Genomic DNA, 19,596 nt, shown 5'->3' on the forward strand with positions numbered 1-19,596 from the left:
GATGGGTTCATTCTCTGCATCCGATCTGGCTCACATCGAGTCCCAGCTGGAGGCGACGGACCAGTTGCTGGACCGCAACTACCCCGGCGACGACGGCTCACGCCAGCCCATCCACACCGTCTACATCCCGGCTGACCGCTTCACGCCCTCCCTCGCGGCAGAGTGGGGCGCCCAGGCACTCGCGACGGCGGAAGCCCACGGCGGCCTCGAAAAGCTCGGCCGGCTGCTGGGCCAGGAGACTGACCTGGCTGCCGCTGTAGCGGAGCGTGTGGCTGCCAAGCTCTCTGCCGAACCGATCGAAGACCTGCGCTTGGACTTTGAAGACGGCTACGGCGACCGCGGCGACGAGGCAGAAGACGCCGACGCCGTTGCTGCCGCCAACGCCGTTGCGGCTGCGGTTTCGGCCGGAACAGCTCCGCCGTTCATCGGCATCCGCTTCAAGTGCTTCGAAGCCCCCACCCGGGCCCGCGGTCTGAAGACCTTGGACCTGTTCGTCTCCACGTTGGCCCAGGCCGGGGAACTCCCCGACGGACTGATCCTCACCCTGCCCAAGGTCACCACGGTGGCCCAGGTTCAGGCCATGGACTACGCAGTGTCCCGCCTCGAGGAAGTCCACGGACTCCCCGCCGGCCGGCTCCGCTTCGAGGTCCAGGTGGAAACGCCGCAGCTCATCATCGGTGCTGACGGCACCTCGCCTGTAGCCCAGCTGCCCCACATTGTGCCGGGCCGCATCAGCGCCCTGCACTACGGGACCTACGACTACAGCGCATCACTGGGAATCTCCGCGGAATACCAGTCCATGGAGCACCCGGTGGCCGACTTCGCCAAGGAAGTCATGCAGCTCGCTGTTGCCGGCACGGGCATCCGTCTCTCCGACGGTTCCACCAACATCATTCCCGTCGGCGACGGCGTGGAGGATGCCTGGAAACTGCACGGCCGACTGGTCCGACGTTCCTTGGAAAACGGCTACTACCAAGGGTGGGATCTCCACGCCGCCCAACTGCCCAGCCGCTTCTCGGCGTCGTACGCTTTCTACCGCGAAGGCCTGCCCGCCGCGGCGCTCCGCCTCCGCAACTATGTGGAACGCACCGAAGGCGGTGTCATGGATGAGCCCGCCACCGCCCGCGCGCTTGCCGGCTTCGTCCTCCGCGGCGTCCAGTGCGGCGCGGTGGGGACCGACGAGGTCAAGGCGCTTGCCGGCGTCGAACTTCCACAGCTGACCGCACTGGCGCACCCGCGGCTCGCACAACCAACTTCGCACTGATAGGAGCATCTCGCATGGGCAAGTATTACTACCCGCAGGGCGGCCTGCCGCCGCAGACCCAGCTGACCACCGAACGGGCCATCGTCACCGAGGCCTACACGGTGATCCCCAAGGGCGTCATGACGGACATCGTCACCAGCAACCTGCCGGGGTTCTCCAACACGCGCTCGTGGATCATCGCACGGCCGATCTCCGGTTTCGCCACCACGTTCTCCCAGCTGATCGTTGAGATCGCACCGGGCGGCGGGGCTCCCAAGGCCGAGTTCGAGTCCGGCGTCGAAGGTGTCATCTTCGTGACCAAGGGCCAGGTGAACCTGACCCTCGACGGCGAACTGCACCACCTCGAGGAGGGTGGCTACGCCTACCTCGCTGCCGGCGCAGAGTGGGGCCTGGAGAACGTCTCCGACGACATCGTGTCCTTCCACTGGATCCGCAAGGCCTACGAGCGGCTCGAAGGGTTCGAAGCCAAGTCCTTCGTCACCAACGAGAAGGACGTGGAGCCCACCTCCATGCCGGACACCGATGACGTCTGGAAGACCACGCGCTTCACGGACTCCAGCGACCTCGCACATGACATGCAGGTCAACATCGTCACCTTCCAGCCCGGCGGCGTAATCCCCTTCCCGGAGACCCACGTCATGGAACACGGTCTGTATGTGCTTGAGGGCAAGGCCATGTACTTACTCAACAACGACTGGGTTGAGGTGGAGGCCGGCGACTTCATGTGGCTGCGCGCGTTCTGCCCGCAGGCTTGCTACGCCGGTGGTCCGGGCGAGTTCCGTTACCTGCTGTACAAGGACATGAACCGCCAGGTGAAGCTCACCTAGGTTTGTGCGTTTCACCGAGATCGCCGGAAAGCTGCCAGTTCGCAGGGAGCTTTCCGGCGATTTCGTCGTTTTCCAGCGAACTCAGCGTCGACGGCCCACGGCCAGCCCCGCCCAGAACACGAGGACCAGCAGGCCAGCCCCCGCCACGGCCAAGCCGAGCTGCGTCCCCTTACTCACGAATGAGCCGTTGTCCCCCACGAACACACTGTCGCTCAGCGGCGCGTAGGCAAACCAGCCGACCGGTTCGTTGGTTCCGTTCCACGCCACGATCACCCCCACGATGACCGCGATCAGCCCCAGTAAAGGCACGACGACGGCAGAGACTCTGCGGGCAGGTTTCGGTGTGCTGTGTTCCCCACGTTTGTGTTCCCCCATGCGGCCGAGTCTAACCTGCGTGCGCGTGCACCCAACCGGGTAACTGCACATGTTCCGCTGAGCGCTCCATGGGACGTTTTAGTTGGGCTTGCCCGGGCCGCCGGCGATTCTGTACGACTCCTGCAGCAACTCGTCGAGCTCCCCCACGTCGATCTTTTCCAGCCGGATCAGCATCAGGTTCGGGGACTGCTCGTGATGCGGGGTCCAGAAGAAGGTATCGGGATTCATGGCCGCGAGCGCTTCGCGTTCCTCGGTTTTGACCGTGCCGACGCCTTCTTCCCACATACGTGCCATGAGCGACTTGGCGAACCACGCGGGCTGCCCCCAACTCGGCCGCTCAGTCACACCGGGCATGCCAAGGCAGATGCGGCGAACATCGTCTTCTGTGGCCATGGTTCACTGTGGCATTTGTTCTTGCCCACGACAAGGGATCCGGACGCGGGCTAGGCTGGGCGGATGTTGAGCATCGGCAGCACCGTACTTGGCGTCAACGACATCGGCCGCGCCACCCGGTTCTGGCATGAAGCGGTGGGCTACGTCCCCCGAGAGCCCGGCGATGAAACCTGGGTGATCCTGGTGCCGGCATCTGGCCCCGGGCCCCAACTCGCCCTCATGCTGAGCGAAACCCCTGTGCAAGAGCATCCCCGCACCCACCTCGATCTCTACGCGGATGACCAGTCAGCCGAGATTGAACGGCTCATCGGGCTCGGCGCCCAACGTGTGGACTGGGACCTGTACCCCGAGGATCCGGACTTCGTGGTTCTTGCAGATCCTGACGGCAACCGCTTCTGCGTGATCGACAAAAGTCCGCGGTAGCAACGCCGCCGGGGGCTATGCGGTGCCAGGCCCATCCGCCCCGTCGCTGGAAGCGTGCGAGAACGCTGGAACTTTCCGGCGAAGCCGCAGTGTTCCAGCGAAGTCGCGGGTCCCGCCCTTCGGTAGAGTGCTCCCCATGGATGACAAAGCGATGTTGCTCGGGTACTTGCGGCTCCGGAGGGCGGACCTGCTCGGCAAGGTGGAGAACCTCAGCGAGTATGACGCCCGCAGGCCCATGACTCCCACAGGAACCAATCTGATGGGCCTCGTGAAGCATGTAGCCAGCGTGCAGCTGGACTATTTCGGAGTGACTTTCGGACGGCCCAGCGGCAGGGACATGCCTTGGCTGGCTGACGACGCCGAACCGGACTCCGATATGTGGGTGCCCGTCACCGAGAGCCGGGAAGAGATCCTGGAATTGCACCACTTTTCCGCGAAGCACAGCGACGAGACCATTGAGTCCCTCCCGTTGGACGCACCGGGCGTGGTGCCGTGGTGGTCGGACGAGAAGAAGAACGTCACGCTCCACCAGATCCTGGTCCACATGTGCGTGGAAACCGCCAGGCATGCCGGGCACGCAGACATCATCCGCGAACTCATCGACGGCTCCGCCGGGCAGAGGCCGGGCGATCCCAACATCCCCGGCCGGAACTCCGAAGAGTGGGCGGCCCATAGGTTCCGGATCGAAGAAGCAGCCCGGGAGGCAGGCCGCCGACACTGGTGAACCTTCACAGCCCACGCATATGAAGGGCAAACCTCCGGCGTAGCCTCCCTCCGTAGAAATGAGGAATGACTCCTCCACAGACCAAGAACCGTAAGGGCAGCCGGACCCGGCGCGCCGTCGTCTCCGCCGTTCTGGCGGTCACTCTCTCTGCCGGGGGTGCCGCCGCCTGGGCCCTGGACCGCTTCGTCATTCCGCACGCAGAGATCACCAACGTCTCCGAGTACGAGGCAAGCCAGGCCGGCACTACGACAAACAGCGCGACGGAGGGGACTTCCGCTGACACGGCCGCGACCGCCGTGGTCACCGCTACCTCCTACACTTCGGGTGACACCGGCGTCTCCGTCTCAACGGTGACCACCGGCAGCGGCGACGGCACCGTGACGTACTACGTTGCCGACGTCGTGCTTGATGATGCCACCACGCTGAAGTCAGCGTTCGCCGAGGATACCTTCGGCGGGAACATCACCGAGACCACGTCTGCGATCGCCGAGGACCATAACGCCATCTTCGCCATCAACGGCGACTACTACGGCTTCCGGGACACGGGCATCGTGATCCGCAACGGCGTGGTGTACCGGGACGAAGGCGCCCGCCAAGGCTTGGCGTTCTACAAGGACGGCACCGTCAAGGTCTACGACGAAACCACCACCTCGGCCGACCAACTCATCGCGGACGGTGTCTGGAACACCCTCTCGTTTGGCCCGTCGCTGCTGGACAACGGTGAAATCGCCTCGGGCATCGAGGACGTGGAAGTAGATACCAACTTCGGCAACCACTCCATCCAAGGCGAGCAGCCCCGCACCGCCGTGGGCGTCATCGACGAGAACCATCTGGTGTTCGTGGTGGTGGACGGCCGGAGCCCCGGCTACTCCGCCGGCGTCTCTATGACAGGCCTGGCGCAGATCATGAAGGACTTGGGTGCCACCACCGCCTACAACATCGACGGCGGCGGCTCCTCCACCATGTACTTCAACGGCTCCCTGGTGAACAGCCCGCTCGGCGGGAACAAAGAGCGCGGTACCTCGGACATCCTCTACATCGCCCAGTCATGATCGTCCTGATACCGGCCTTCGAGCCGGACCACCAGCTCACTTCCCTTGTCCGCAATCTTCGCGAAGCCGATCCGTGGCTGACCATCGTGGTGGTGGACGACGGCTCCGGACCGGACTACCAGACCACGTTCGACGACGCCGCCCGGCTTGGGTGCCAAGTGTTGAGTTACGCGGTGAACGGCGGAAAAGGCCACGCCCTCAAGAGCGGATTTGCCTTCATCGCGGAGCGTTTCCCGGGCCACGACGTTGTCTGCGCTGACAGCGACGGACAGCACGGGGTGGCCGACATCCTCGCCGTTGCTGACCGCGTCCGGCACGTCACAGCTGCGATGGTCCTTGGCTGCCGCAATTTCACCGGTGATGTCCCGGCCAGGAGCAAGTTCGGCAACACGGTGACGCGCTGGCTGTTCAGGCTCGCGACAGGTCAACGGATCACGGACACGCAGACCGGCCTTCGTGGCTACAGGGCTGACATGCTTCCATGGCTGGTGACAGTCCGCGGACAACGCTACGAATATGAACTTAATCTGCTGCTCGAGGCGAAACAGGCCGGATACGGCATTGAGAGCGTGGAAATAGCCACGGTCTATCTCGACGAAAATTCGGGATCGCACTTCAGGCCCGTTGCTGATTCGCTGCGGATTTACGCGCCGTTGCTGAAGTTCCTTGGCTCGTCGCTGTCCGCGTTCGTGGTGGACACGGTGATGTTCGTGGTCCTCAGTGCCCTCACGGATTCCCTGCTGATGGCGGTGGTGGGGGCCCGCTTGGTCAGCGCTTCGGTGAACTTCATGGTCAATCGAAGGCTGGTCTTTGACCACGGCAAAGATACCTCATTCCGCACGGCAGCCACGGGATACGTGGCCCTGGTGGTTGTCCTGTTGTGCGCCAATTACGCCGCGATGTGGGCTCTGACCTCCCTGGCCGTCCCGGACCTGCTGGCCAAACTGGTGACCGAAGTGACCCTGCTGGGTGTCAGTTACGCCGTGCAGCAGCGCTTCCTTTTTGTTCGCACCGCGCGGGCAGCCGCAACGGAACCGACCGCCGTCGAAACGCATATCCCAGCCTTGGTCCCGACACAGTTTCAGCACAGCATGACCGGGAAAAGTGGAGACCAATCCCCCAAGAGATTCCGGAGTACCTGATGAACACCATCATTCTTATCGCGGCAGATTTGGCCGCCATCGCCATTCTGACGCTCGCCCTCTACCTCCGCCGCCACCGGCGCCGTGACCTGGTGGTGTCCTACTTGGGCATGAACGTTGGCGTCCTGGCCGTGGCAACGGCGCTGTCCGGATCGGCTGCCGGCGTTGGCCTGGGACTGGGCCTGTTCGGAGTGCTGTCGATCATCCGGCTCCGGTCCACGGAACTCGCCCAGCACGAAGTGGCCTACTACTTCTCGGCCCTGGCCCTGGGCCTGATCGCGGGCATCGGGGTGGAGCCGCTCTGGCTGACCCTGTCCCTCATGGTGCTGGTGCTCCTGGTGATGTTCGTCGGCGACAACCCACGGGTCCTGCCTGCCTACCGCCACCAGACCGTGGTCCTGGACCGCGCCATCAACAACGAGCCCGAGCTCTACGCCCGGCTGGAGGAAGTTCTCAACGGCACGGTTCATTCGGCCACCATCCAGGAGTTGGATATGGTCAACGACAAGACGATCGTGGACGTCCGTTACGCAGTCCGCCCCCAGCAGCAGCCACAACCCCCGCAGCTTGGTTTCAACCAGCCTGCCGGCGCCCTCTCGCCCGCACCTCAGGAACTGCCTGCGCAGCCCGGGCCGGCAGCGGCGCACACCCAGCAGTCCGTGCCCACCTCGGCAGGTGTAGCGTGAGCCGCGTCGACGCCCAACCCATCATGCCGCAGCTGGGCCGGCTGCCCGCCGTCGGACTAGAAGAACTCACCACGGAAGCCGCGCTGCTGACCCGGGTCGACCGAAAGTACCTGGTGCCGTCGGCAACAGCGCGGAAGATCCTGAGCACGTTCAGCACTGAAGCCCGGGTCCTGGAAATGGACGGGAAACGCACCTTCGCCTACGACTCCGTCTACTTCGACACCCCGGGATTGGATAGCTACCTGCTGGCCGCCCATGGACGGCGCCGCCGGTTCAAGATCCGTACGCGGACCTACCTCGACAGTGCGGTCAGCTTCCTGGAAGTGAAGACCGAAGGCGCCCGGGAGGCAACGGTCAAGGAGCGGATACCGTACGAGGTGTGCGACCGGGACCGGCTGACCGCGGAAGGCCTGGCCTACGTGAACGAGACACTGGCGGCCACGATCGGCGATGTCACCTTCAGCCCCCTGGAGCCCGTCCTTTCCACACGGTACGTCCGCACCACCTTGTTCCTCCCCGGGTCCGGCAGCCGCGCGACCATCGATAACGACGTCACGTGGCAGAGCCCCGACGGCCAACCGTGGGTGCTGGACAACGCCGTGGTGGTCGAGACGAAATCCGGCTCCGCTCCCGGCCCTTTGGACAGGCACCTGTGGGCGCACGGCGTCCGGCCGTGCCGCATCTCGAAGTTCGCCACCGGCATGGCTGCGCTCCATCCTGAGCTCCCTGCCAACCGCTGGAACCAGACCCTCCGGCGCAGGATGCCCCTGCGCCCCCTCCACTGACCTTTCCTCCACAGACTAAGGAATCCCACCATGCGCTCCTTCCGCACGTCCCTTTCCGTTGCCGCCGTGGCCCTGGCCATCTCCCTGGCCGGGTGCTCCACGGCCGCCACCAACTCCACCTCCGCAGGCACCACCGGTACTTCCACCACGACAACCACCCAGCAGGCAGTCACCGCCGCCACCATCGAGGAAGACACCCACTACGACAGCGACGACCTCACCTGGGATACGGCTGCTGAAGTGGCAATCAGCCTGGCCGACGGCGGCAGCAAAGTGACGTCGTCGTCCTCCACCGGCGTGGCGGTAGACGGCAACACCGTCACGATCAGCGCAGCCGGAACCTACCGTCTCAGCGGCTCGCTGACCGACGGCCGGATCGTGGTGTCTGCCGGCGATTCGGACACCGTGCGCATCATTCTGGATGGAGTCGAGCTGGGCAACTCCAGCGGTTCGCCGTTTGTGGTGCAGAGCGCCGACGAAGCAATCGTGTACTTGGAAGAGGGCAGCACCAACGCGTTGACCGACGCCGCCACGTACGCAGACCAAGGCGAAGATGCCCCCAACGCCGCGCTCTACTCCATGGCGGACCTGACCATCGCCGGAACCGGATCCCTCAGCGTCAACGGCAAGTTCAACGACGGCATTGTTTCCAAGGACGGACTGGTGATGGCCGCCGGCAAGGTCACTGTGGACGCCGTGGACGACGGCATCCGCGGCAAGGACTACACGGTCCTGCTGGACGGCGCCTACCAAGTCACGGCCGGCGGGGACGGTGTGAAGGCCGACAACGAAACCGACGAGGGCCGGGGCTGGCTGCTGGTCAGCGGCGGCTCACTGACGGTCAACGCCGGCGACGACGGCGTGAAAGCCTTCAACACCCTCACCGTTTCGGGCGGGACGGTCACTGTCGCCGAGTCCGAGGAAGGGTTGGAGGCGCAGCACATCGCCATCTCCGGCGGCAATGTCACCGTCACCTCACACGACGACGGTGTGAACGCCTCGGGTGGTTCGTCCACATCAGCGGATGCCGGCGCGGCCGCCGGGGGGATGGGTGGACCCGGCGGTGGCGGCATGGGCGGCGAGTCCGCCGCCGGGGATTACACCGTGGACGTTTCGGGCGGCACGCTGACCATCAATTCCGAGGGCGACGGGCTGGATTCCAACGGCAGCGGGACCATTTCGGGCGGCACGGTGGTGGTCAACGGCCCCACCAACGACGGCAACGGAGCACTCGACGTGAACGGTGAGCTGGTGGTCACCGGCGGGACCGTGGCAGCAGCAGGCAGCGCCGGAATGGCAGTCACCCCGGGGACCTCGTCCACGCAGTCGGGCGTACAGCTGACCTTCAATTCCTCGGTTGCCGCAGGCACTCCCGTGCACATCGTTGACCCGGCCGGGGCTGTGATTGCCACGTTTGTGACCACCAAGACCATCGCGTCCTTGGTGTTCTCCTCCGCAGCGATCACCGCTGGGGAGAGCTACACGGTGTACACGGGTGGCACCGCAGATACGAAAGCGGGTCTGACCACGGGATCCGTCGACGGTGCTGAGGAACAGGGAACCGTCACCGCGGGCCAGTACACCCAGGCACAGGGGCCCGGCGGTGGTGGCGGCCGCCGCTAGATCCGCCGCTGGTCCGACGCAATGGGCGGGCAGGATACCGATCCTCCCGCCCATTCACGTGCCTGCGATGGCATACGACGTTGCGTTCGGGGCGCGGATACCCGTCGGGTCCTTGGTGAGGCCCCATGGTCATTGCAGCGAGGCTTCCTGCCCTCTTTTGATGCTTCTTAGCCTCAAAATCAACCTTTTTCGTGTGCGTTCCGGTCTCTGCTCACCCAAAAAGAGTCAGGAAGCCGCGGCCCACTTCCCGCGTTGAGCTCCCGGTCACATTCTGTTTACACGCCAACCATGGCCTTTTGGTATCCCAAAGTGTAATCTCCATCACATTCCCTCATGTGATATTCGCATTCCGCATGACGGAACCATTCGCGTGGCAATGAATGAACCTTCAGAGCTCAGATAGGAGCGCACTGTGGAAAAAGACCTTGCCCAGGAGGCTGCAAAACCGCGGACCGGATCCCTGGCCAAACAAATCGAAGGCGCGTATCAGAGGATCGGGGTGACCGGCGCCCACCGCCAGATCGTCTTCATGATCCTGTTGGGCGTCTTCTTCGACGCCCTCGAACAGAATGCCGTAGGCATTACCGGCCCCATCCTCCGCCAGTCCTGGGGATTGGGTGCCACCGAAATCGGTTTGCTGAACACAATGACGTTTACGGCAACAGCACTCGGACGGCTGGCGACGGGCCTCATCGTCGACAAATACGGCCGGCGGCACATGCTGGTCATCAACCTCATCATCTTTGCCGGTGGCTCATTGCTTTGCGCCGTGGCTCCCAACTACCCCGTCCTCGCCGCGGGCCGCTTCATCGTAGGCTTCGGACTCGGCGGCGAAATCGCTGTTGCCGTGATCATGATGGCCGAATTCTTCGCCGCGAAACACCGCGGCACGGCGGTAGGACTCATCAACGTCACCGCTGCAGGTCTGGGCAATATGTTGGCCCCGGCATTCGGCATCCTGGTCTTCACGCTCTTCGATGGTCCAGACAAGTGGCGCTGGGTGTTCGGTCTGTTGTTCATCCCCGCCCTCCTGGTGATGTTCTTCCGGCGCTTCGTTCCTGAAACGCCCCGGTTCCTGGCCTCGCAGGGAAAGATCGACGAAGCCAACCTCGTCATCACCCGGTTGGCACGCAACAAGCTCTCCGGCCCCATCAGCGATCCCGAAACGTACATCACCGCAGTCCCCGACCCCGTCGTGGCCAAGTCCTCCGGGCACTGGAAGGATGCGCTCCGCGGCAAGCTCCTCAAGCGCACCGTCCTGCTGTGCATCGCCGTCTGCATGTCCTATGCCGCCCAGATTTCGATGCTCACACTGATGCCAACCATCCTGGTCTCGCGGGGTTATGCCGTGAACACCAGCCTCTGGTTCACCCTGATCATGCAGTCCGGTTCCTTGCTGGGCGCCTGTACCGCCGCCTACCTTGCGAGCAGGTTGCCCCGTAAGAAGGTCCTGACCGCCGCAGCGATACTGGGTTGCCTGTCCGGGCTGTCCATGGCGTTCCTGGCCAGCGACATCGTCCTCATTGTCATCTTCGGGGTTCTGTTCAACTTCTCCGTCATCATCCTGAACACCACCATTTGGCTGTTCGCACCGGAGCTTTACCCAACACGCACCCGTGGCTTCGGAACCTCGATCATCCTTGCAGCGGGTTCCCTTTCCGGCGGCTTGTTCCCGCTCATCTCCGGATCCGTGTTCGACTCCGCCGGGCTGCCAGGCATGTTCACCACGCTGGCCGTGCTGTTCATTGTTCTGGCCATCGTGGTCCAATTCCCGCCGGAAACCTTCAACAAGCCGCTGGAAGAAGACGCTGAACCCAGTGGCGACGAGGAAGCTGCGATCTATGGACACTAAGGTTGCTGGTACCGAAGGAAAGCCCGAACCCACCACAGTTCTGCTGGTCAATCCCAACACCAACCGTGGCACCACCGCCATGATGGTGGACCTGGCCACGGAGACCTTGGCACCACAGGGCTTCCACGTAGTGGGCATCACGGCAGTCGCCGGGCCGTCCATGATCGTGGACCCGGTGTCCTTGGCGGAGTCTGCGGCGCACGTCCGCGAGGCAGTGCACGGCTACCTCTCAGGACCCGACGGCGAAAGGGTCGCCGCAGTGATTGTCGCGGCGATCGGTGATCCGGGGCGGGCCCGATTGGACGGCGAACTGGGCATCCCTGTGATCGGCATTGGACAAGGCTCCGTCCACGTCGCGGCACATGCCCCCGACGGCACCACCCGGCGCTTCGGAATGGCAACAAGCACGCCCTTGCTGGTGGAAGCCTTGGCCAAGCTGGTGGCGGACCACGGGTTCCAGGAGCACTTCACTGGTGTGCGCCTGACGCAGTCGGAGCCCCTGGTTTTGGCGGCAGACCCTGAACGGCAGTTCCAGGAGTTGGCGCAGGCGGTCGCATCGGCCACGGAGGCTGACCGTGCCGAGGCCGTCATCATTGCCGGGGGCCCACTCAGTGCCACCGCCCGACGGCTGGCCCGGGTGGCCGCCGTCGACATCATCCAGCCGATCCCCAGCGCCTGCCGGCTGGTACTCACCGCCCTGCGCCAGGAAACGTAGCCCACGCCCGACGACGGCACCCGCCTGCCGTCGTCGGGCGCTTCCAACCGACCCACGCACGAGGTTGGCCGCCCCCGTAAGCCGCCACGCAAACTTGATGCGAACTTGAGCCAATCGGAAAGGTTCCTTGATATAGCGGCGCCACGCTGGAGACAGGCGAAGCACCAATACCGAGGGGCTTCGGTAACGAATCTCCAGTATGAAAGACATCGAAGTGGGGGACGCAATGGAGCAGTCATCAGCACTCAGCGAGGTCATGTCCGTCAAGGGCATCATCCAGGACCAGCATCCTGTGGATTTCTACGCACTGGGCGTGGCCGGATGCATTGACCGGCTCGCCGCGCCGCTCCGGCGGACCGGCGTCGAAGTGCACTGGCACACCCCGCATCACGGCATCGAGATCTCCTCGAAAGCAGCTGCCCTGCTGTATCACGTGGCACAGGAGACGTTCAGCAACACCCTTAACTACGCAAACGCCAGCGAGCTCACTGTCCGCCTCAACGCGGTCTACCACGGCATCCAGCTGACCATCACGGATGACGGCAGGGGCTTTGAGATCCACGCTGCGCCAAGTGGCCGGCGGCACGGTTTCGGACTGCTGCTGATGTCCATCGCAGTGCACGACGCCGGCGGCACAGTAGACATCGACTCTGCTGTCGGGCGAGGCACCAGCGTGAGGGTCACGCTGCCTTTGGATTGAGTCCGATTTGGGACCTTAATCGGGCTTCCAGCCATAGCCCAACTGCGTTGCCGGACGTATTCTGTAGCTACTTTTCAGCCTGGCATCCCTACGGAATGGCACGAAAATGGCGTACAGCAAGGGTCAAAAGCCCGGTCTTGGGAAGGTCCTCCTGAGGATCTTCGGGTACTTCATCGTGAGCATCCTCTGCGGCGTGCTGATCTCGGGACTCGTGGTCCCGGTGGTGGCGTTCACCAGCACCACCGTTGGCGGATCCATCGGGTTCTACGAAAGCCTGCCGAGTCAGCTGGACGTCGATTCCCCGTCCCTTTCCAGCACTGTGGTCACAGCGGACGGCCAGCACATCGCCACGTTCTACGCAGAAAACCGCGTCAAGGTTCCCTTGCAGGAAATGTCGCCGTTCATCCGCGAGGCCATCGTAGCCATCGAAGACAACCGCTTTTACGAACACGCCGGCGTGGATGCCCAGGGCATCATTCGCGCGTTGAGCTCCAACCTGACCAAAGGCACCCGGCAAGGAGCCTCCACGCTGACCCAGCAATACGTCACCAACGTGCTCAACGAATCGCGCTTGTCCGAGGGGCGTCCTGAAGACGTGGTGCTCAGCGGCCAGAAAACGATGGGTGACAAGCTCCGTGAGGTCAAGCTTGCCTTGGAATTGGAGAAGCGGTTCAGCAAAGACCAGATCCTTGAGGGGTACCTGAACATCGTGTTCTTCAACCGTGACGCCTACGGCATCGAGGCCGCGTCGCGATACTTCTTCAGCGTCTCCGCGAAGGACCTGACCCTGCCGCAGGCCGCGCTCCTTGCCGGCCTGGTCAACGGCCCAAGCATTTACGATCCCACCGTAGACCCCGACGCTGCGCTGGCCCGGCGCAACCTCGTCCTGGACCGGATGCTGGAACAGGGCAAGATCACGGCGGTAGATCATGGTGTTGCTTCGGCCTCGCCAATAGAACTGAACGTTACGCCTTCCCGGCAGGGGTGCGCCGGTGCGTCCATCGCCACCTACTTCTGTGACTACGTCTCGCACCTCATCCTCAATGACGAGCGGTATGGCTCCACCGTCAACGAGCGAGAGCGGCTGCTGTACAGGGGCGGACTCACCATCACCACCACGCTCGACAGCCGGCTTCAGGCCGTCGCCCAGGCCCAAGTTGATGCCTCCGCCGGGGATAACCCGGACAAGTGGGGTGCCGCCATGACCACGGTGCAGCCAGGTACCGGCAAGATCCTGGCGATGGCGCAGAACACGGTCTTCGTGCCCCAGGAAGGAAAATTCGATACCCAGTTGAACTTCAACGTCGATGCCAAGGACGCGAACGGCTACGACCTCAATGGGGCCGGGGGTTTCCAGCCGGGATCCACCATGAAACCGTTCATTTACGCCGAGTGGCTCAACGAGGGCAAGAACCCCACAGCCGTGGTTGACGCCTCACGAAGGGTCTACCCGGTTGGTTTCCCTTGGCGTTCCAGCTGCGGCAAGGTGCTGGGTGGCTACAGCAGCGCCCAGAAGGCGCAGAACCTGGGCGCGGATGACGACCTGCAAAACAACGATGCCGGCTACTACCGCCCCATGCCCATCAACTACGGCCTCTACAACTCCATCAACACGGCAACGTTCGCTACAGCGGCCCAGCTGGACTTTTGCGGCATCCAAAAAATGGTGGACACCGTGGGCTTGCACAGCGGGCTCGACAACGCTCCGGTGAACATGCACCAGATCGGAAACCTCCTGGGCTCCATCGGCGTTGCGCCACTGGTCCTCGCGAGCGCCTACGCAACCTTCGCCAATGACGGCACGTACTGCGCACCCATCGCCATCACAGAGATCAGCGATTCCCAGGGCAGGCAGTTCGAAGCCCAAACGCCCCAGTGCCGGGAGGCTGTTAAACCGGCCGTGGCGCGTGGCGTCAACGCCGTCTTGCAGGATGTGCTGAAGATGGGCTCAGGTGTGTGGATTGAACCCAAGGTCCACACGCGGGTCCCCGTTGCCGCCAAGACCGGCACCTCCAACAACAACGGGGCCACGTGGGTGGCCGGTTACACCACCACCCTGGCCACGGCGTCGTTCTTTGGGGACACGACGGCGGGACAGCAGCGTGCGGGGCAAAACGTCACCATCAACGGCAAGTTCTACAAGTCCTTGGACGGCTACATGATTGCCGGTCCACAGTGGGCCAATTACATGGTGGAAGCCACGGCTCTCTACCCCAGCGGCCCCTTCCCGGCACCTGCTCCCCCACCGGCGCCGGCACCTGTCACCACGGTGCCGGCGGTTCCCCGGCTGACGGGACAGTAACCTCCGTCAGGGCGGCGACGTCCGCGTTTGTTTCCGCGCGCGTACCGTCGTCCTCGTAGCTGTCCACCCCGGCGAGGTGTCGGCCCGCGATGTACCCGAATGTCAGGGCCGGTCCGAGGTTTATGCCACCTGCGGGATAGTGTCCGCCCATGACGTTGGCCTGGTCATTGCCGGTGACGTACAAGCCCGCTATAGGCTCGCCGTCGTTGGTGAGCGCCCGTGACCGGCCATCCGTGTCGACCCCCGCGAACGTGCCGAAGCTGCCCGGCACCACCCGCACCGCGTAGAACGGCCCCTTCTCGATGGGCCCCAACGACGGGTTTGGCTGATTGGTGGGATCGCCCCCGTAGCGGTTGAAGGCCGTCTCGCCGCGTCCGAAGTCGGGATCGACGCCGTCACGGGCGTTGGCGTTGAAGGTCGCCACGGTTCGCCGCAAACCCTCGGGGTCGATGCCGCATTTGCCGGCGAGTTCTTCCAGCGTTCGGCCCTTAATCAGGTACCCGGAACGCAGGTACGGGAAGAGCGGGACGGGCAGCGGTTTGGCCATCCCCAGAGGGAATTTGCGCACGAATCTGCTGTCCGCGATCTGCCACGACTCCACCGTTTCGCCGTCCGGCGTGGCAGCGATGAGTGCCTCGATGTAGTCGTAGTAGCCGTTGGCCTCATTCACGAACCGTTTCCCGTCGGCACGGACGCCGATGCTGCCGGGCTTGGCACGGTCCATAATGTGAGGGAACACGCCGGTCCGGCCATTGCGGTAGGGCACCAGCGACACCGGGCACCATGCGGCCGGCGATTTCACATCCGTCTTGAAGCGCGCACCGACGGATTGGGCCAGGCTGATCCCGTCGCCGGTGGTCTCACCCGGGGAGAGTGTCCAGTGCTCCCGGCCGGTGGGCGTCTTGGGAAACAACTCCTTGCGACGCTGCACATCGTTGGGGAAACCACCGGTTGCCAGCACGACGCCGCGGCCCGCGTTGATCTGCAGCCCACCTTCAGGCGAACGCACGACGGCGCCGGTCACCTTGCCGTTGTCATCGCTGAGCAAGTCTGTGGCCGGGGTGGACACACGGATGTCGACGCCAAGATCGTCTGCCGATTTCAGGAGCCTGCCGGTCAGGGCTGTGCCGTTGACCAGTTGCATGTTGCGGCGGTGGGTCAGCAGGTCAAGGACGTGGAACCCGAAGCGCCAGCCCGCATGGAAGATTCCCAGGAGGTTGCCTTGCGATGCCGAGAGGAACTTGCTGAGGTCCGGTCCGGCCATGATGCCCATCCCCAAGAAGGATGTCTCGTAGAGCTGATGGCGCATCTTTGCCCGCAAGGCCGGCTTGAGGGTCCGGGCATTGAGGGGTTTGGGACCCACTGAGCGGTTGCCCCTGCCCGCACCGGGGAGCTTGCCGTAAATGTCGTTGATCTTGCTGCCGGGAACGAACTGCAAGGCCGTTTTTTCCTGGAAGAAGCCCACCATGTGTGGGGATGCCTCCAGGAAGGCCTCCACGTTCTGGTCCCGGTAGTCGTCGCCGAGGACCCCTCGGAGGTAGGTCCGGAACACGTCTTTGTCCTCGTGGACACCCTCGGCTCTGGCCAGCGGGTTGCCCGGCGCCCATGCCCAACCACCGGACCACGACGTTGCACCGCCGCAGACTGTGGACTTTTCCACGACAATGACTTTCAGCCCGTGGTAGGCAGCCGTTACGGCCGCTGCGAGACCGCCGGCCCCTGAGCCGATGACGAGGACGTCGCAGTCGATGGCGGGAAGAGGGGTTGTGCTGTTCATGTGGTGCTCCAGGTAAATGCCGGTGTGGTGAGGACTGTGGTGGCTGCTGCCATCAGTTGTTTGGCCCAGGCGAGTTCGCCCATGGCCGCTACCCTGCTGCCGGAAGGGGTTTCAACGCTGATCGGGATGTCGCCGGGGAATGGCGCGAGCAGGCCTGGCAAGTCGAATTCGCCTTCCCCGGGAACACCCCGTTCCGAACGGGATTCAAGGATCAGGCCTTCCCTGCTCTTTGGTGGGCTGGCCGGTCCATCGCAGAGTTGGACCAAGGGAACAAGGTCAGCGGCGTCTTCGAGTTCGGCCCACGTGCCTCCAAAGCGGTTGACGTGCAACGCATCCACCACGAGTTTGCAGTCAGCGTGGTCAGCGAGCGCGACGGCTTGGGGGATCGATCGGACGGTTTGGTATGCGATGGGCTCCAGTGTCGGGACGATTCCGTAGGCTTTGCCGTCCTGGGTCATCTGGGCCAAATGATCACCGAAACGGTCGAGGTCCGGGTCCGCGCAAGCCACCGTTAGGGTGGATGCTCCCAGGGCTTGGCCCGCCTCCATCATCTGCAGCCAGGCGACACGTTGGTCGCCCCCGTTCTGCAGGCCGGTCCCGTCCAGGAGCAGGAACTCGATGTCCTCAACCGTGATCCCCGTGTCGGCCATTCGGGCCAGGGTTTCGCGAAGCATGGGCGAGCCGGGCTGAACGTTGTAGGGGCGTTCCGTGGGGGTCACCGGACGGACGCGTGCACCGATGAAGTCGAACCCGGCCTTCGCGGCGATGCTCACCAAGTCCGGGGGTGCCGTCCCGACGAGGGACAGCTGGGCAAGCCCGAGGCGGCGGATTCGAACAGGGGCAGGGGTGGCAGGGGCAGGGGTGGCGGTGCCGGGATCGCCGGTACGCTGCGAAACCGCCGGAAACTTCCGGCGATCCCGCACGTTTCCAGCGATGTCAGTGCCGGACCCCGCCAGGGCAGCGGCAATTCGTTGGGCTGCGTCGTAGCCGCTCTTGACCGCGTTGGACACGATGGCTGGTGTCTCGTCGACGACCGTTCCGGCCAGCACCACGGGAAGGGAAGCGGACAGGCTGAGCCCAGCTTCCCGTTGTTCCAGGGTGAGGGGACCGTCCAAGGGCAGGACCGAACGCGAGACCAGCAGCTCCCCCGGGGCTTCAATCCATTCGTCCTGAACACCTGCCCGGCTGATCCGTACGCGGCTGCCGTCAAACTCCTCGATGGTGCTGGACAGGAAGATCCGCACTTTGGGGTTGGCTTCAAGGCGCGGCACGGCCAGGATCTTGGCGCGTCGTCCCGATTCCGGGGCCAGCGCTTCCTGCGGTCCGACCACCAGCACCGAGGTCCCCAGAGTTGCAAGGGTGTCGGCCACGCTCATGGCCACGGAATCAGCGCCCCAGATGGTCACGGCTTCCGGAAAGACCCCCGCAGAACCGTCCAGGATCTCCGGGTGGGCAGTGAGCCAGTCACGGATATCGGAGACGCGGGGCGAGTCGCCGCCAACAAAGCCTGCACCAGGCCGACGACCACCAGTGGCGATGACCACGGCATCGGCGCCGAAGCCACGGGCCAGCGTACCGACGTCGGACGTGTCCACGTGGGCACCCAGCCGGACTTCGACGTTCAGTCGCTCGTTTTCCGACGCTGACCAGTCTGCGAAGCGATGGAAGTCCGGGGTGGACCTCATGCGTTCGGCGAGGGCGAACTGTCCTCCGGCCCGCGCTCCGTCGTCCACCAGCGTCACGCGGGCACCGGCTTCGGCAAGTTCGCGGGCAGCGGTGAGCCCGGCAGGACCCGCACCCACCACCAGAACATTGGAAGATGGGCGGACCGCGGGCGTTGGAACCGGTACGCGTGAACGCCCCACAGCAGGGTTGACCGTGCAGGTCACCTGGCCGAGCCCGAGGTTGTCGATGCAGACGTTGCACGCAATGCACGGCCGGTAGCGCCCGCCCTGCAGGACCCCGCCCACAAAAGCGGGATCTGCATGGATGGCGCGGGCCAGGCTGACAAAATCGCAGGTGCCCTGTGAGAGCACCTCCTCAATGATCGCCGGGCTGTTGAGGCGTCCGGCCATCCCCAGCGGCAGTCCGAACTGCCGGTAGGCCGCGGCGTAGTCGGACAGGATTCCCGGCTTCCACTCCCCCGATTGAACGATCCATTCCCCGGCGTCGTAGCTGCCCGCGGAAAGGTCCAGGAAGTCGAGCTTGTCCAGGTGGGCCTTGCCGATGATGGCTGCTTGTTGCTCAGCGCTGATGCCGTCGGCCGGACCCTCCACCACGGAAACGCGCATTCCCACGATCGTGTCCGGCACGGACTCCCGCACGGCGTCGATCACCAGGTTCATGAAGAACTCCGGGGCCCCGAACTCGTCCGTGCGGTGATTGGAAATGGGCGACATGAATTGGTGGATCAGGTACCCGTGCGCGCCGTGGAGGTTGATGACGTCGAAACCGGCGGCCACTGCGCGGCGAGCCGCTGCCGCATAGGCAGCCACGAGCTCGTAACACTCGGCAGCGGTGAGTTCCCGCGGTACCTCGCCACCCGCCGTCGGGCAGGGAACCGGCGACGGCGCGAGGTTCTTGAACCCGGAAACGGCGGACTGCGCGGTGCGGCCACCGTGATTAAGTTCGACGGCGGCCAGCGCACCTTCGGCGTGCAGGGCGTCGGTGAGGCGGCGGAGCCCGGGAACCATGTCATCCGTGTGCAGGCCAAGCTGGTGCGTTCGGCCCTTGCCGTCGGCCCGGACGTACGTGGCTTCAGTGGTGACCATGCCGAGTCCAGCCTTGGCCCGGGTCACCAGGTAGTCGATGTATTGCTCGGTGATGTAGCCGTCCGTGGTGCCGTAGTTGCGTTCCATGGGGGCCGACGCCAAGCGGTTGCGGAGGGTCCTGGGGGTGCGTCCGTTGCGGCCAAGAGTCAGCGGCAGCCCCGCTGCGGGTGTGGAAGAAACCATGA

Annotated in this window: 17 protein-coding genes; 13 read left to right on the plus strand and 4 right to left on the minus strand. The window is 64.3% G+C overall.

Going from position 1 to position 19,596, the window contains the following annotated elements:
- Position 1: 1 nt before the first annotated feature.
- On the plus strand, positions 2-1,264 hold the full coding sequence (locus QF015_RS11155) for a DUF6986 family protein (RefSeq protein ID WP_310210167.1): 1,263 nt from the start codon (positions 2-4) through the stop codon (positions 1,262-1,264).
- 14 nt (positions 1,265-1,278) lie between these two features.
- The gene (locus QF015_RS11160) at positions 1,279-2,091 is read left to right on the plus strand and encodes a bifunctional allantoicase/(S)-ureidoglycine aminohydrolase (protein WP_062071654.1); all 813 of its coding nucleotides are present in this window, start codon (positions 1,279-1,281) and stop codon (positions 2,089-2,091) included.
- 81 nt (positions 2,092-2,172) lie between these two features.
- On the opposite strand, the gene QF015_RS11165 is transcribed toward QF015_RS11160, so the two are convergent.
- Together QF015_RS11165 and QF015_RS11170 are read right to left on the minus strand one after the other, a co-directional pair.
- A complete protein-coding gene (locus QF015_RS11165) occupies positions 2,173-2,466 on the minus strand; it encodes a hypothetical protein (protein WP_429389030.1) in 294 nt (97 codons plus the stop codon).
- 78 nt (positions 2,467-2,544) lie between these two features.
- Positions 2,545-2,859, minus strand: a complete 315-nt coding sequence (locus tag QF015_RS11170; RefSeq protein WP_310210174.1) for an MmcQ/YjbR family DNA-binding protein — start codon at positions 2,857-2,859, stop codon at positions 2,545-2,547.
- Between the two features lie 63 nt (positions 2,860-2,922).
- Between QF015_RS11170 and QF015_RS11175 the strand changes: the two genes are divergently transcribed.
- The 11 genes from QF015_RS11175 to QF015_RS11225 all read left to right on the plus strand — a co-directional run bounded on the left by QF015_RS11175 (position 2,923) and on the right by QF015_RS11225 (position 14,863).
- On the plus strand, positions 2,923-3,282 hold the full coding sequence (locus QF015_RS11175) for a VOC family protein (protein ID WP_310210177.1): 360 nt from the start codon (positions 2,923-2,925) through the stop codon (positions 3,280-3,282).
- Positions 3,283-3,418: 136 nt separating this feature from the next.
- Positions 3,419-4,006: a DinB family protein gene (locus tag QF015_RS11180; protein ID WP_429389032.1), complete on the plus strand. Its 588-nt coding sequence runs from the start codon at positions 3,419-3,421 to the stop codon at positions 4,004-4,006.
- Between the two features lie 65 nt (positions 4,007-4,071).
- Positions 4,072-5,058 (plus strand): phosphodiester glycosidase family protein, encoded by a 987-nt coding sequence (locus QF015_RS11185; RefSeq protein ID WP_429389034.1) that lies wholly within the window; start codon positions 4,072-4,074, stop codon positions 5,056-5,058.
- The gene (locus QF015_RS11190) at positions 5,055-6,200 is read left to right on the plus strand and encodes a bifunctional glycosyltransferase family 2/GtrA family protein (RefSeq protein WP_310210185.1); all 1,146 of its coding nucleotides are present in this window, start codon (positions 5,055-5,057) and stop codon (positions 6,198-6,200) included. The genes QF015_RS11185 and QF015_RS11190 overlap by 4 nt, the downstream gene beginning before the upstream one ends.
- Complete coding sequence (locus tag QF015_RS11195; protein WP_310210188.1) at positions 6,200-6,886, plus strand: DUF4956 domain-containing protein; 687 nt, start codon at positions 6,200-6,202, stop codon at positions 6,884-6,886. Before QF015_RS11190 ends, QF015_RS11195 begins: the two co-directional genes overlap by 1 nt.
- A 23-nt stretch (positions 6,887-6,909) precedes the next feature.
- Positions 6,910-7,671, plus strand: a complete 762-nt coding sequence (locus tag QF015_RS11200; RefSeq protein WP_310210564.1) for a polyphosphate polymerase domain-containing protein — start codon at positions 6,910-6,912, stop codon at positions 7,669-7,671.
- A 30-nt stretch (positions 7,672-7,701) separates the two neighbouring features.
- A complete protein-coding gene (locus QF015_RS11205; protein WP_310210191.1) occupies positions 7,702-9,294 on the plus strand; it encodes a carbohydrate-binding domain-containing protein in 1,593 nt (530 codons plus the stop codon).
- A gap of 412 nt (positions 9,295-9,706) precedes the next feature.
- Positions 9,707-11,146, plus strand: a complete 1,440-nt coding sequence (locus QF015_RS11210; RefSeq protein WP_310210194.1) for an MFS transporter — start codon at positions 9,707-9,709, stop codon at positions 11,144-11,146.
- Complete coding sequence (locus QF015_RS11215; RefSeq protein WP_429389037.1) at positions 11,136-11,861, plus strand: aspartate/glutamate racemase family protein; 726 nt, start codon at positions 11,136-11,138, stop codon at positions 11,859-11,861. The genes QF015_RS11210 and QF015_RS11215 overlap by 11 nt, the downstream gene beginning before the upstream one ends.
- 226 nt (positions 11,862-12,087) lie before the next feature.
- Positions 12,088-12,561, plus strand: coding sequence for a sensor histidine kinase (locus QF015_RS11220; protein ID WP_397337512.1), 474 nt, complete (start codon positions 12,088-12,090; stop codon positions 12,559-12,561).
- A gap of 106 nt (positions 12,562-12,667) precedes the next feature.
- Positions 12,668-14,863 (plus strand): transglycosylase domain-containing protein, encoded by a 2,196-nt coding sequence (locus QF015_RS11225; RefSeq protein ID WP_310210203.1) that lies wholly within the window; start codon positions 12,668-12,670, stop codon positions 14,861-14,863.
- Here QF015_RS11225 and QF015_RS11230 read toward each other — a convergent pair.
- Both QF015_RS11230 and QF015_RS11235 read right to left on the minus strand, forming a co-directional pair.
- Positions 14,823-16,640 (minus strand): FAD-dependent oxidoreductase, encoded by a 1,818-nt coding sequence (locus tag QF015_RS11230; protein WP_429389039.1) that lies wholly within the window; start codon positions 16,638-16,640, stop codon positions 14,823-14,825. The genes QF015_RS11225 and QF015_RS11230 overlap by 41 nt on opposite strands.
- Positions 16,637-19,594, minus strand: coding sequence for an FAD-dependent oxidoreductase (locus QF015_RS11235; RefSeq protein WP_429389041.1), 2,958 nt, complete (start codon positions 19,592-19,594; stop codon positions 16,637-16,639). Before QF015_RS11235 ends, QF015_RS11230 begins: the two co-directional genes overlap by 4 nt.
- Positions 19,595-19,596: the final 2 nt, after the last annotated feature.

This window comes from Paenarthrobacter sp. TE4293, assembly GCF_050435325.1.
Lineage (GTDB): Bacteria > Actinomycetota > Actinomycetes > Actinomycetales > Micrococcaceae > Arthrobacter > Arthrobacter nitroguajacolicus_C.